At 70.5% G+C, this 13,708-nt stretch carries 11 protein-coding genes; 6 read left to right on the top strand and 5 right to left on the bottom strand.

Annotation, left to right across the window (positions count from 1 at the left end):
• Positions 1-66 precede the first annotated feature (66 nt).
• Together MMF93_RS30715 and MMF93_RS30710 are read left to right on the top strand one after the other, a co-directional pair.
• The gene (locus MMF93_RS30715; protein WP_242756424.1) at positions 67-2,205 is read left to right on the top strand and encodes an ABC transporter transmembrane domain-containing protein; all 2,139 of its coding nucleotides are present in this window, start codon (positions 67-69) and stop codon (positions 2,203-2,205) included.
• 71 nt (positions 2,206-2,276) lie between these two features.
• A complete protein-coding gene (locus MMF93_RS30710) occupies positions 2,277-4,049 on the top strand; it encodes an ABC transporter ATP-binding protein (protein ID WP_242757861.1) in 1,773 nt (590 codons plus the stop codon).
• Positions 4,050-4,390: 341 nt separating this feature from the next.
• On the opposite strand, the gene MMF93_RS30705 is transcribed toward MMF93_RS30710, so the two are convergent.
• Complete coding sequence (locus MMF93_RS30705) at positions 4,391-5,188, bottom strand: metal-dependent hydrolase (RefSeq protein WP_242756423.1); 798 nt, start codon at positions 5,186-5,188, stop codon at positions 4,391-4,393.
• Positions 5,189-5,387: 199 nt separating this feature from the next.
• Between MMF93_RS30705 and MMF93_RS30700 the strand changes: the two genes are divergently transcribed.
• Entirely contained in the window at positions 5,388-7,916 is a 2,529-nt protein-coding gene (locus tag MMF93_RS30700) for a DEAD/DEAH box helicase (RefSeq protein WP_242756422.1), read from the top strand.
• A 61-nt stretch (positions 7,917-7,977) separates the two neighbouring features.
• Positions 7,978-8,886, top strand: coding sequence for an acyl-CoA thioesterase II (tesB, locus tag MMF93_RS30695; protein ID WP_242756421.1), 909 nt, complete (start codon positions 7,978-7,980; stop codon positions 8,884-8,886).
• Positions 8,887-8,968: 82 nt separating this feature from the next.
• Here tesB and MMF93_RS30690 read toward each other — a convergent pair whose 3' ends face one another.
• Both MMF93_RS30690 and MMF93_RS30685 read right to left on the bottom strand, forming a co-directional pair.
• Positions 8,969-9,913, bottom strand: coding sequence for a DUF6397 family protein (locus tag MMF93_RS30690; RefSeq protein ID WP_242756420.1), 945 nt, complete (start codon positions 9,911-9,913; stop codon positions 8,969-8,971).
• A 200-nt stretch (positions 9,914-10,113) separates the two neighbouring features.
• The gene (locus MMF93_RS30685) at positions 10,114-10,506 is read right to left on the bottom strand and encodes a roadblock/LC7 domain-containing protein (protein ID WP_114014870.1); all 393 of its coding nucleotides are present in this window, start codon (positions 10,504-10,506) and stop codon (positions 10,114-10,116) included.
• A gap of 219 nt (positions 10,507-10,725) precedes the next feature.
• Here MMF93_RS30685 and MMF93_RS30680 point away from each other — a divergent pair, with 219 nt between their 5' ends.
• A complete protein-coding gene (locus tag MMF93_RS30680) occupies positions 10,726-11,343 on the top strand; it encodes a class I SAM-dependent methyltransferase (protein WP_242756419.1) in 618 nt (205 codons plus the stop codon).
• 112 nt (positions 11,344-11,455) lie between these two features.
• On the opposite strand, the gene MMF93_RS30675 is transcribed toward MMF93_RS30680, so the two are convergent.
• Positions 11,456-12,370, bottom strand: a complete 915-nt coding sequence (locus MMF93_RS30675; RefSeq protein ID WP_242756418.1) for an oxygenase MpaB family protein — start codon at positions 12,368-12,370, stop codon at positions 11,456-11,458.
• A 111-nt stretch (positions 12,371-12,481) separates the two neighbouring features.
• On the opposite strand from MMF93_RS30675, the gene MMF93_RS30670 reads away from it, so the two are divergent.
• Positions 12,482-13,264, top strand: a complete 783-nt coding sequence (locus MMF93_RS30670) for an RTFC family protein (RefSeq protein WP_242756417.1) — start codon at positions 12,482-12,484, stop codon at positions 13,262-13,264.
• 133 nt (positions 13,265-13,397) lie between these two features.
• On the opposite strand, the gene MMF93_RS30665 is transcribed toward MMF93_RS30670, so the two are convergent.
• Positions 13,398-13,580 (bottom strand): hypothetical protein, encoded by a 183-nt coding sequence (locus MMF93_RS30665; RefSeq protein ID WP_242756416.1) that lies wholly within the window; start codon positions 13,578-13,580, stop codon positions 13,398-13,400.
• Between the last annotated feature and the right edge of the window lie 128 nt (positions 13,581-13,708).

Below are 13,708 nucleotides of genomic sequence, written 5' to 3'. Positions count from 1 at the left end.
ACACGTCGCAGCGCGCCTCGTCTCCCCCACCCGGTCGACCACGCTTGCGCAACCGTTTGGAACGTCATGCAGATTCGCGACCTCCCTTACTCCGACCCCGGCGACCCGGACGTCAGGTCGGGCTTCCGGCTGCTCCTGTGGCTGGGCCGCCGCCAGCTCGGCGGCCAGCTCAAGGCGTTGGGCTGGGGCGTGCTGCACCTCGCCTCGATCGCGTCCTTCCCCGCCGTCGCCGGCCTGGCCGTGAACGCCGTCGTGGACCGCTCAGGCTCCGGGCTCACCCGGGCCGGCGCGGCGATGCTGGCCCTCACGCTGGCCGTGACAGTCGGCGACACGATGCTGCACCGGGTCGCCGTCACCAACTGGATCACCGCCGCCGCCCGCATCCAGCAGCTGCTCGCCCGCCGCACCGCCGCTCTCGGCGCCACGCTCACCCGCCGCGTCGCGGCCGGCGAAGTGGTCGCGGTCTCGACCGGGGACATCGAGCGCATCGGCTGGTGCGTCGAGGCGGTCTCCCGCTTCAGCGCCGCCCTGCTGACCACGCTGGGAGTCTGCGCCGCCCTGGTGGCCTACCAGCCACAACTGGGCCTCCTCGCCTGCGCCGGCATGGTCGCCCTGGCGCTGACGGTGCTGCCGCTCCTCCCGCGGGCGACCCGGCGGGCCGACGCGCAGCGCGAGAAGGCCGGACGCGCGACCGAACTCGCCGCCGACACCGTCGCCGGCCTGCGCGTCCTGCGCGGCATCGGCGGTGAGGAACTCTTCCTCGCGCGCTACCGCCGAGCCTCCCAAGAGGTGCGGCAGGCCGCCGTGCGAACAGCACGCATGTGGTCGTTCATCGAAGCGCTCCAAGTCGCCCTGCCGGGACTGCTGCTGATCGCGGTGGTGTGGTACGGCGCCGGGCTGGCGGTGGACGGTCGTATCGCGGTAGGCGAGCTGGTCATGGTGTACGGAGCCATCAGCTTCCTGCTCATGCCGCTCCAGCTCTTCGGCGAGTTCGCGATGTCGTACTCCTTCTCACGCCCCTCGGCCGCCCGCGCGGCACGCGTCCTGGCACTGCGGCGCTCGGACCACCGGGAGCACGAGGACCACGAGGGCCACGAGGACAGCTCCGAGAGCCACCGGGACGAGCGCCGCCGCCACCCGAGCGGCGAGTACGCAAGCTCTGCACTCCGGGTCGACGGAACGGACGGCACGGACGGCTCGGAGGGGTTGTACGACCCGGTCACCGGGCTGCACGCGCCGCTCGGGATGCTCACCGCCGTGGTCTGCGGCGACCCGGACGCGGCCGGACACCTCGCGGAGCGGCTGGGCGGGCACCCGGCGTCCGCGGCCGGCAGCGACAGCGGCAGCGGCAGCGGCAGCGGCAGCGGCAGCGGCAGCGGCAGCGACGGGAACGAGGGGAAACAGCAGCCCGCCGGCACCTCCGTTCCGCTCGGCTCAGTCCCTCTCGACTCCGTCCTGCTCGACGGTGCTCCGCTGGACCGCATGACGCTGGAGCAGGCGCGCACCGCCGTACTCGTCCAGGACAAGGACCCGGTCCTGCTCTCGGGGACTCTCACCGACCTCTTCGACGTCCCTTCCTCGGGTGCGGTGACTTCCGCCAGGGCCCTGGCAGCCGCCCAGTGCGGGGACGTGCTGGATGCCCTGATCCAGGGCAGCCCGGACGCGGAGGGCGACGCGATGCGGGCCCGGATCACCGAGCGAGGGCGTTCGCTGTCGGGCGGACAGCGGCAGCGGCTCGCCCTCGCCCGTTCGCTGCTGACCGACCCTCGCGTGCTGGTTCTCGACGAACCCACGTCGGCTGTCGACTCGCACACCGAGGCGCGGATCGCCCGGGAGCTCGGGCGGCTGAGGTCCGGCCGGACGACCGTGGTCCTCTCCTCCAGCCCGCTGCTGCTCGACCGCGCCGACCGCGTCGTCTTCCTGCACGAAGACAAATCCGCCGCGAGCGGAACGCACCGCGACCTTCTGCGCACCCACGCCGCTTACCGAGCCGTCGTCAGCCGCGAACCTGATGCTCCCGGCGGCGAGGGCCCCGAGCTCCTCGGGGCGGGCACTCCGGCGGCGAACGGCGTTTCGCCGCGCAGCAGCGAAACGACCGAGGACGGCACACCACCCCCAAGCACCGCATCGGCGGGGAACAGCGCGTCAACGAGAAGTAGCGCATCAGCGGGGCGCGCCCACACCGAGGAGGTCGAGTCCGCGTGAGCGTCCGGAGCACCGCGACGGAAGGGGCAGCCGAGCCGGCCTCCGCCTCGCCGCACAGTCGACGGTTCGGTGTGCCCGCACCCGCGTACGACCCGTCGGCGCCCGAGGACGTCACCATCCTGCCTGTCGGGTCTCCCTCGACAGTGCGGTCCTATGTGCGCGCACTGCTGCGGCGTCACCGCCGCGCCTTCGTCCTGCTCGTCACGGTGAACAGCATCGCCGTCATCGCCTCGATGGCCGGGCCGCAGCTGCTCGGCGGAGTGGTCGATGACGTGGCCGCCGATGAGCGCGAAATGCACCTGGTGCGCGTCACCCTCCTGTTCGCCCTCGCGCTCGTGGTACAGACCGTCTTCACCCAGCAGGTACGGCTGCGAGGGGCAATGCTGGGCGAGGAGATGCTGGCGGACCTGCGAGAGGACTTCCTCGTACGCTCGGTGGCGCTGCCGCCCAGCGTCCTGGAGCGGGCCGGGACGGGCGACCTCCTGTCCCGGATCACCACCGACATCGACCGGCTGGCCGACGCCATGCGCAAGGCCGTACCGCAACTTGCCGTGGGGCTGGTATGGACGGTCCTGCTGGTCGGCGCCCTGTGCCTGACGGCGCCACCGCTGGCTCTGGCAGTACTCATCGCGCTGCCCGTGCTGGTGGTCGGCTGCCGGTGGTACTTCCGCAGGGCGCCACACGCCTACCGGGCCGAGGCCGCGGGTTACGCGGCCGTCGCGGCGGCGCTGGCCGAGACCGTGGACGCGGGACGCACCGTGGAGGCGCACAGGCTGGGGGCGCGTCGGGTGGCCCTCTCCGAGCGGCGGGTCGGTCAGTGGACGGCCTGGGAACGCCGGACCATGTGGCTGCGCACCGTCCTCTTCCCCGTCGTCAATCTCAGCAACATGCTGATCCTCGGCGGCGTGCTGTTGCTCGGCGGGGCCTTCGTGATGGAGGGCTGGATCAGCGTGGGCGAGCTGACGACCGGCGCGCTGCTGGCACAGATACTGATCGAGCCGGTGAACATGATCCTGCGCTGGTACGACGAGCTCCAGGTCGCCCAGGTCTCGCTGGCACGGCTCGTCGGAGTCCGGGAGATCGAGCCGGACAGCGGCGTGGGCGGCCTCGCGCCCCGGGGGAAGGACGTGTGTGCGCGTCAGGTGCGGTTCGGCTATCTGGCCGACGTGGACGTGCTGCACGGCATCACGCTCGAGGTGACCCCCGGCAGCCGGGTGGCGCTCGTCGGGCCTTCCGGAGCGGGCAAGTCCACACTCGGAAGGCTGCTCGCGGGCATCTACGGGCCACGTCTCGGAGAGGTCACGCTGGGCGGCGAGCGGCTGAGCGACATGCGCGCGGAGGACGTGCGTCGCCATGTGGCGCTCGTCAACCAGGAGCACCATGTCTTCGTCGGCACGCTGCGCGACAATCTGCTGTTGGCCTCCCCAAAGGCCGCTGATCCCGAGTTGTGGTCCGCGCTGGCCGCCGTGGGGGCGGACGGCTGGGCCACCGCGTTGGCGGACGGGCTCGACAGTGAGGTGGGGTCCGGGGGCATGACGATCACTCCGGCGCAGGCCCAGCAGATCGCGCTGGCCCGCCTGGTACTGGCCGACCCGCACACCCTGGTGCTCGACGAGGCGACCTCCCTGCTCGATCCCCGTGCCGCACGACACCTGGAACGTTCGTTGGGGCAGGTCCTCGAGGGACGCACGGTGGTGGCGATCGCCCACCGCCTGCACACCGCCCACGACGCCGACGTCATCGCGGTGGTCGAGGACGGCCGCGTCAGCGAACTGGGCAGCCACGACGCCCTCGTGGCGGCCGACGGCCCCTACGCGGCGCTCTGGCGCTCGTGGCACGGGTGACGTGGCCCGGCACGGGTTCGGTACGGATGATGCGGGCACTCGCGCCAGGCGGGCCGCTGTCTGGCGCGACCCCGTGACCGGCCGGGCCGCTCGTGGGGCGCATGACCTCGTCACACTCGGGGCCGTGGTGGATCGGGGTGCACGCGGCACAGCCGACCTCGCCGGGGGCGGGCCCGTGAAAGATCGGGAAGCCCGCGGCACGGGCGACCTCACCGGGCGCGGAACCACAGCGGGCCGGGGCGCTCGCGGCCCGGCAGGCAGGGCCAGGCGCGGGTCGGAGGCCGACCGGGACGCTCGCGGCGCGGACGGGCTGGTCCGGCGCCACCCCGCGGCGGGTCGGTTCAGGTACCTACGAAACCGAGGGCTACCAGACTGCCCGCTCCCCCGAGCACCATGAACGCCGGCATGAGTACGGCGTTCTCGATCCAGGCTCCGGCGCGGAAACGCATGAACCGGGGGGTGCCCAGCGGGTACCACCTCTTGCCCGCTATCGGGATCGGCCACAGGACCGGGCAGCCGGAGACCGTCAGAGCATCGCCGATGTTGTGCACCAGCGCACCGAGCGCGATCGGCACGCCCATCCACAGGTATTCCTGGCCGTCGCCGGTGAACAGCCAGTCGGCTCCGTTCCCCGGCTCCTCCAGCAGGCCCGCCAGTATCCAGGCGCAGGCGGCTCCCAGGAGCCACACCAGCACGTCGCTGGAGACCCGCGCCATCCGCCACAGCAGGCCTTCGACGGCGAGCACCACGTGGATGAAAAGGATGACCAGGACGGCCCAGCGGCCCCACAGGGCAGCTGCCGCTGAGAAGCCGGCGCCTATGAACAGCGCCCACGGCCACGTGTGAGTGAGGGTGCGATGTCCTCCTGCACGGTGACGCTCCCCACGGGAGCGGGTGCCGTTGTAGACGGCCGTGGACAGCTTGTCGATCACTCCGCACAGAAGATGGGAGATGGGTCCGAAGGCCCGGGAGATGGTCGCGGACTTCTGGTCGAGGTCCGGCGCCAGCGCAGCCCCAGCGCACAACAGGGTGCCGACGACCACCACCAGCCAGGGCATCGGGTGGTCGAGTGCGGCAGCAGCGGCTCCCACCCCCAGCCAGGCAGTTGCTCCCGACAGCGAGTGCGCCGGTCCCATCATGCGTATCCCCGCCCTGTTCTGTGCGTCGCGTCCCTCGCGGCCCCGCGGCCGGGACTGGGCCCCGCGCCCCCGCGCTGTTCTCCTCCGGGCCTGGTGCCCGGCCGGTCTGCCGGTCTGACGTCCGGTCGGCCACACAGCGTAGCGCTCGATGATCACCTGGAACCCACCGGTTCCCTGATCGGCCGGGGCAGGGGGCAGTATGGGGGGCGTGACAGCCACCCTTATCGACCAGATGCCGAGCGACGCCGACCCCGATGCCCTCTTCGAGTCCTTCTCCGGGTGGGCGGAAGAGCGGGGCATCTCGCTCTATCCCGCCCAGGAAGAAGCGCTGATCGAGGTGGTCTCCGGGGCGAACGTGATCCTGTCGACGCCGACCGGGTCCGGCAAGAGCCTGGTCGCGGCGGGGGCTCACTTCGCGGCGCTCGCGCACGACAAGGTGACGTTCTACACCGCACCGATCAAGGCGCTGGTCTCGGAGAAGTTCTTCGACCTGTGCAAGCTCTTCGGTACCGAGAACGTCGGCATGCTCACCGGCGACGCCTCGGTCAACGCCGACGCCCCGGTGATCTGCTGCACGGCCGAGGTGCTCGCCTCCATCGCCCTGCGCGACGGCGCGGACGCCGACATCGGCCAGGTCGTGATGGACGAGTTCCACTTCTACGCGGAGCCCGACCGGGGGTGGGCCTGGCAGATTCCGTTGCTGGAGCTGCCACAGGCCCAGTTCGTCCTGATGTCGGCCACGCTGGGGGATGTCACACGGTTCGAGAAGGATCTCACCCGCCGCACAGGCCGCCCGACCGCTGTGGTGCGGTCCGCCACCCGGCCGGTACCGCTGAGCTACGACTACCGCACCACGTCCCTGACGGAGACGCTCACCGAGCTGCTCGAGACGCGTCAGGCGCCCGTCTACATCGTGCACTTCACTCAGGCGCAGGCGGTGGAGCGGGCGCAGGCGCTGATGAGTATCAACATGTCGACCCGGGCGGAGAAGGACGAGATCGCCAAGGTCATCGGCAATTTCCGCTTCACCACGAAGTTCGGCCGCAACCTGTCCCGCTACGTGCGGCACGGCATCGGCGTGCACCACGCCGGAATGCTGCCCAAGTACCGCAGGCTGGTGGAGCGGCTGGCGCAGGCCGGGCTGCTGAAGGTGATCTGCGGAACGGACACCCTCGGGGTCGGCGTCAACGTGCCGATCAGGACGGTGCTGTTCACCGCGCTCAGCAAGTACGACGGCAGCCGGGTGCGCACGCTGCGCGCCCGTGAGTTCCACCAGATCGCCGGCCGGGCCGGGCGCGCCGGTTTCGACACCTCGGGCTATGTCGTCGCGCAGGCCCCTGAGTACGTGATCGAGAACGAGAAGGCGCTGGCGAAGGCAGGCGACGATCCGAAGAAGCGTCGCAAGGTCGTCCGCAAGAAGGCCCCGGAGGGCTTCGTCAACTGGAGTCAGCAGACCTTCGAGAAGCTGATCGCGTCCGATCCCGAGCCTCTCAACTCCCGCTTCCGAGTGACGCATGCGATGTTGCTGTCGGTGATCGCGCGTCCCGGCGACGCCTTCACGCAGATGCGCCGGCTTCTGGAGGACAACCACGAGGACCGCCGCTCCCAGCTGCGGCACATCCGGCGGGCCATCGCCATCTACCGTTCGCTGCTGGACGGCGGGATCGTCGAACGGCTGGACGAGCCGGACGCGGAAGGCAGGACCATCCGGCTGACCGTCGACCTCCAGCAGGACTTCGCCCTCAACCAGCCACTGTCCACCTTCGCACTCGCGGCCTTCGAGCTGCTCGACCCCGAGTCGCCCTCCTACGCGCTGGACATGGTCTCCGTCGTGGAGTCGACGCTGGATGATCCCCGCCAGATCCTCGCCGCCCAGATGAACAAGGCGAAGGGCGAGGCGGTGGCGCAGATGAAGGCCGACGGGATCGAGTACGAGGAGCGGATGGAGCGGCTGATGGAGATCGGCTACCCGCAGCCGCTGGAAGAACTGCTCTTCCACGCCTACGGCCTCTACCGCAAGTCCCACCCCTGGGTCGGCGACCATCCGCTCTCCCCCAAGTCGGTCATCCGCGACATGTACGAGCGCGCGATGACCTTCAGCGAGTTCGTCTCCTTCTACGAACTCGCCCGCACCGAGGGGATTGTGCTGCGCTACCTGGCGAGCGCTTACAAGGCCCTTGAGCACACCGTCCCTGACGACCTCAAGTCGGAGGATTTCCAGGACATCATCGAATGGCTCGGGGAGATGGTGCGACAGGTCGACTCCAGCCTGCTGGACGAGTGGGAGCAGCTGGCCAACCCGGAGGACGAAACGGCGGAGGAGGCGCAGGAACGGGCCGACCAGGTCAAGCCCGTCACGGCGAACCCCCGGGCCTTCCGCGTCCTGGTGCGCAACGCGATGTTCCGCAGGGTGGAGCTGGCGGCGCTCGACAAGTGCGCCGAACTGGGCGAGATGGACGCGGACGCCGGCTGGGACGAGGACGCCTGGGCGGAGGCGATGGACGCCTACTGGGCCGAGTACGACGAGCTGGGCACGGGGCCCGACGCCCGGGGACCGCGGCTGCTGCGGATCGAGGAAGTGCCCGAGGACCGGTTGTGGCGCGTGCGGCAGACGTTCGCCGACCCCCGCGGGGATCACGACTGGGGTGTCTCGGCCGAGGTCGACCTCGTCGCCTCCGACGAGGAGGGGCGTGCGGTGGTCAAGGTGACCGATGTCGGCCCGATGTGAGCACGGCGCGCACTGAGCCGATCGAGACGGCATCCTTGGACGCGAGAAGGGAACGCACGAGATGACCGGGCCGAGCCCAGCGGAACGCCTTGTCGACCTGCTCAACCTGGAGGAGATCGACCTCAACATCTTCCGGGGACAGAGCCCCCACGAGTCCCTCCAGCGGGTTTTCGGCGGGCAGGTGGCCGGGCAGGCGTTGGTGGCAGCCGGGCGCACGGTGGGCGACGAGCGGCCCGTGCACTCGCTCCACGCGTACTTCCTGCGGCCCGGCATTCCGGGCGTGCCCATCGTGTACCAGGTGGAGCGGGTGCGGGACGGGCGCTCGTTCACCACCCGTCGAGTGGTCGCCGTGCAGCGGGGACGCACGATCTTCAATCTCACCGCCTCCTTTCATGTGCGGGAGCCCGGATTCGAGCATCAACTGCCGATGCCCGACGTGCCGGATCCTGAGAGCCTGCCGAGGCTCGCGGACGAGATCCAGGCGCACCTCGGCTCACTTCCCGTGCCGCTGGAGCGCATGGCGCGCCGTCAGGCGTTCGACCTGCGCTATGTGGAACGGCTGCGCTGGACGCCGTCCGAGTTGCAGGACGTCGAGCCGCGTAGTGCCGTATGGATGCGGGCGATCGGGTCGCTGGGGGACGACCCTCTCGTGCACACGTGCGCGCTGACCTACGCCAGCGACATGACACTTCTGGACGCCGTGCGGCTGCCCGTCGAGCCGCTGTGGGGCGCCCGGAACTTCGACACGGCGTCTCTCGACCACGCCATGTGGTTCCACCGGCCGTTCCGCGCCGACGAGTGGTTCCTCTATGAGCAGGAGTCCCCCATCGCGACGGGAGCACGAGGGCTTGCCCGAGGCCAGATCTACGATCGCCAGGGCAAGTTGATCGTCTCCGTCATGCAGGAGGGGCTGTTCCGCCCGCACCGCACCGACTCGGACGAAGCCGCCCCTGGCCGGGGCAGCTCGTAGCCCTCTTCCGGCGCGTTACCGCTTCTGACGCCCCGGCTCGCGCGTCTCTGGCCTGGCATGTCCGCTCCCGGCCTGTCGTGGGTCAGTGAGCCGGACGGACGGAGGGCTTCGGTTTACGCCGCCTCAGCAGAGACCAGCGCTTTCGGGGCGGAGGCGCGGACGCCTCGGGCGTCGGCGTCAGTGGCCGCGGCGTGACCGGATCGGCCCGTCGGTCCCCGCCCGGGGCCGGGAGGAAGGCAGTAGGCTCCGCCCGCCCGGACAGACCGGCAGGGGTTTCGTGAAACTCCGGGATACCTGCGGGGAAAGGTGCGATCGCCCTGGCACTCTCCAGTTCCGCCTCCAGCATCAGTCGGTGCCAGCGCACCTCTGACTCCTCTTCGGCCAGGCAGAGCTTCTCCAGCAAGGCCTGCGTGGCCACTGACTCACTACGCACCTTCAGCAGGCCGGGCCGCAATCGCGCGAGTTCTTCCCGCTCGCGGGGGTCGGGCACGGCTTCGGCGAGGGCGTCCTCACCGAGCACGCTCGACTTGGCGGCGGCACGCTCCCACGGGGTGTCCGCCTGCCTGGACAGCTGCGCCACCCGCCGCGCTCGCCAGCCGGGAGCACGGTGGTCGGTCCCGGCGGCCAGCGCCGCCCGCATGCCCGCCGGCAGACGCCCCGCCAGCAGTGACGGGTTGTTCTCCGCGAAATCCCGCAACTCGTCCGCTCGATAGAGCCAGACCACTGCTCGGTAGCGATTCACGTAGAGGTCGACCGGCCTGAAACGGCCTGCCCTGGCGAGGCGAGCGAAGCGCGAGGCACTGATGTCCAACAGCTCCGAGGCCTCGTGCGCCCCCATGACACGTAGCCTCTCCCGCAGCCCGCTGGGGAAGTCCGGAGCTCCTTTGACGCGTTCCAGCTCCTCCCGCGGCACCCTGCGTGCCCGGCCGGGCGGACCCGGCACGGTGCGGACTTCCTCGATCTGCACAGCGAGTTCGAACTCCCTCAACCGCAGACCCAGCTCCTGGGCGGCCGTGCGTGCCGCCACCTCACCCGCGGGTGGCCTCCCCCCGTCCCTTTTCCGCGCCGCGCCGGCCGTGGGTGGAAACGGCGTCGCCGAACGGCGTACGTCGGACTTGTCTCGCATGCGTCATCCCCCGTCGTTGCTCACGTTTCCTGCGTGAAAACGACGATAGCCCGTCCGCGCCCTGGCCGCCCGGCCTGTGGATAACTTTGTGAAACCGCAGGTCAATGGCTATTACGGATCGCGAGCCCGAGATGTTCGCCGACGCGGTTGACCAACAGCGTCATCTCGTAGGCGACCTGGCCGACGTCCGCCTCGGCGCCGGCGAGGACACACAGACAACTGCCGTCGCCCGCGGCCGTCACGAACAGCACGCCCTCGTCGAACTCGATCATCGTCTGGCGCACCCGCCCCGCCTTGAAGTGCTGGCCGCTTCCCTTGGCCAGGCTGTGCAACCCGGAGGAGACCGCGGCCAGATGCTCGGCATCCTCCCGGTCGAGTTCCTGGCTGCTGCCCGTCACGAGCCCGTCCGTGGAGAGAACCAGCGCGTGCCGGACCGAGGAGATCCGCTTCGTCAGGTCGTCCAGCAACCAGTCAAGTCCCGTGTTCAGTGCCACCCCGTCGCCCCCTTTTCCTCGGCATCCGCCGTGCCACCCTTACCCATGAGAGCACCGTCAGCAACCATGAGGTTCTGTTTCGTCGCGCACAGTTACACCCCTGTCGCTCCTGCCACACAGGTATCACCGATCAGGGCGCGCTTCGCTGTCTTTTCCCTTCAGCACGGCGCGCAGGGCCCGCGCGGCCTGGAGTCGAGGACGAGACGCGAAGATGTGGGGATGAGACACGACTCGGCTGACGACCGTGCCGCGGTTCGGGAGTTCTTCACCGAACGCGCCGCACGCTGGGACACCCGGTTCCCGGACGACGGCCCCGCCTACGCCGCGGCCGTCGCCGAGATGGGGCTGCGACCGGGCGATGCCGTCCTCGACGCGGGATGCGGCACCGGAAGGGCACTTCCGGAACTCCGTTCCCGGGTAGGGGCGTCGGGAACGGTAGTCGGTGCCGACCTCACCCCGGCGATGCTGGACGAAGTGGTGCACGCAGGTCGGCAGTCGGCGGCCACCACCCTGCTGCTCGCGGACGTGGCCCGGTTGCCCCTGCGAGACGGTTGCCTCGACGCGGTGTTCGGCGCCGGCCTCATCTCGCATCTCCCGGGCCCCGACAGCGGACTCAGCGAACTGGCCCGCGTCGTACGTCCGCAGGGGCGCCTGGCACTCTTCCATCCCTTGGGGCGCGCGGCGCTGGCAGCCCGGCAGGGACGGCAGATCACCCCACAGGACATCCGGGCCGAACCGCGCCTGCGTCCCCTGCTGGCGGCCACCGGCTGGCGGCTTCTCTCGTACGTGGACGAGGACGAACGGTATCTCGCGCTGGCGGAAAGAGAGCCGGTGTGATCCGTGGCGGCCCCGCACTCCCGCACCGCTTCGGCGCAACGGCGCGACGGCTCTTCGGCGCAACGGCGCACAGGACGCCGGGGGCTCCTCCGGCGCTGACAAGGCCAGGGCCTCAGCCCGGGGGTTCACCGTGAACGTGCGGGACAGGGCACACGACCGGGCCCGCTCCGGCTTTCACCGGGAAGGTACCGAGGTCGGCTGTCCGGTAGCCCTCGGGATAGCCGGGGTAACTCTTGATCTTCGGATTCTGCCGCGCGTAGTGAGGACGGCGGCGTGGCGGCAGCAGTCGCACGCTGCGCGCGCGCAGGCGTAGGGCGCCGCGCACCAGGCCGCGGGTGGCCGGGCCCGGTCGCGAGTAACGGAAGACCCGGAGCAGGGAGTCGTCCAGCAGGGCCCGGCTCGCGTTTCGCACCAGGGGACCGAGTGGCCGCGGGTACCAGGAGGCCATCAGGCCGAGCGTGGCGTCGGAGACCTTGCGCCCTCCCTCGCTCCAGCCGAAGTGGGCGTTCTCGTACTCGTCCAGGCATCGCTCGAACTGCGCGTAGGTGCGCGGCACGTCCTTGATGCCCATGTGGCGTCCCAGCGTCCGGTAGTGCTGGGCGATCGCCCGCAGTTCATGTGCGGTCAGGTGCCGCCAGCCGAAGCGGTCGAGCCAGCGTTTGGGCATCACCACGAAGGTGCACAGCACGTAGCGCATGTCGTCGTTGGAGATGTCGTAGGCACGGTGCATCTGGTTGATCCGCCGGATGGCGCCGCGCCCGCGGACGCTGTCGAAACCGTGCTCGACCACCGCGTCCAGCAGCAGCGCCGTGTCGTCGTAGCGCTTCTGGGGCCGGCCGGCCAGCTCCCCCGTCCTGGCCAGCAGGCTGCCGATGCTGGGCACCGCGTAGGTACGGTACAGCGCGAGTTCGAGAGCGCGCGTCATGTCCCAGGGGAACTCGTAGGCTGCGATCAGCCGGTAGATCTCGTGTGCGTCGTGCTCCGGGTCGAGCCGGAGAATGTACCTGAGTCGGTCGTAACGCCGCACGGCGTGCCCCTCTCTGGCGATCGTGGCGTCCGTCCGGGCAAGGCCGAGTCTGTTGCGGACGCCCTCCGAAAGCTATGGTCACCGGGACGCGGTAGGAAGGGGAGGCCGTCGGTGGCTGAAGACGAGGATTCACTCTACGTACTGACTGCCGTGCTGTTGACGCCGGCCCAGTTTCCGAGCGTGCTGGGTGACGACTACCCCGCCGCCTGCGAAAGGCTGGGGCTGAAGCCGTTCGCCGAGGGGTACGGGCTCGTCCTGGGCCAGGACGGGGCGGGCGCACGCTGGACGGTGGTGTCCGAGGACGTCACGCAGGTGGCCTGCGCCGTAGCCGCGTGGGACTGCGGTATGGAGTTCGACCTCTCCCCCGACGAGCGGTACGTCGTGGGCGTACTGCCGGGGTGGCCGCTGGCACTGTCCGTCTCAGCGCCTGGCGTGCCGGAACCCCACGACCCGAGCCAAGGGCCGGCGGTGGAGGAGAACCGAGCGGTTCTCTGTCCGCCCGACACCTCCGAGTGGGGCCCCGCTCAGCGCCGGCTCGGGGCGGACGAGATCGCGCTCCAGTGGGCGCAGTGGCGCGCTCAGGTGGAAGAGGACGTCGAATTCGTGGAGACGGGAGCGGGTCCGGATCCCCAGGTGCGGCGCGTTCTGGAGGAGGTGCGCGCCTACGTGGTCACGCCACCGCCGCCCGGTCGAATCCGGTCGGCGTTCGCCTCGGGCGAGGCGCGCACACTCCGCGCCGACGGGCCGGGGTGGAGCGTCGTAGCACGCACGGACGACATCGCTTTCGTGCTGCTGGACGAGGCGCCCGGGGAAGTGCGTCCGGTCGGCCGCGGTGAGGAACTGCCGAACCTGCTGTCCGCCCTCGACGGTATCGCCGTGCGGCCCGCCGCCTAGCCAGACAGACGCCGACCGCCAGGCGTGGGCCCCGTGCGTCGCGGCAGACGCGGACGCGCTGGTGCTGAGGACGCGAGCGCGCCGTCGCTGAGAGGCGGACGCCGCGCGGTGGGCCGCCCCTCGGCCGCGCGGACTACCGTCCCAGTTCCTTACGGCTGACTCTGCGCAGCCTGCGTCGCTGGGAGGGGTCCAGCGCCAGGTAGGCGACGGCAGGTACGCCGACGATCACCAACAGCGCGATCCAGAACGACGTGAGCCACCACAGGAACAGCCCTACGGCCACTCCGCCCACGGCGATCTTGGCTCGGTTGGTCATTGCGATCCCTCCTCCGCACCGGCGGCGCTACAGCTCGGTCGTGCGCACGATGCCGCCTCTCACCCCATTGAACGCCATTCGGGCCGAACAGGTTCCCTCTCCTCGCCACAGCCGCCTCGGGGCTCGCC

This window comes from Streptomyces tubbatahanensis (assembly GCF_022699385.1).
Taxonomy (GTDB): Bacteria; Actinomycetota; Actinomycetes; order Streptomycetales; family Streptomycetaceae; genus Streptomyces; species Streptomyces diacarni.
Note: the sequence above shows the minus strand (reverse complement) of the source record. Positions and strands in the feature narration are given on the sequence as shown.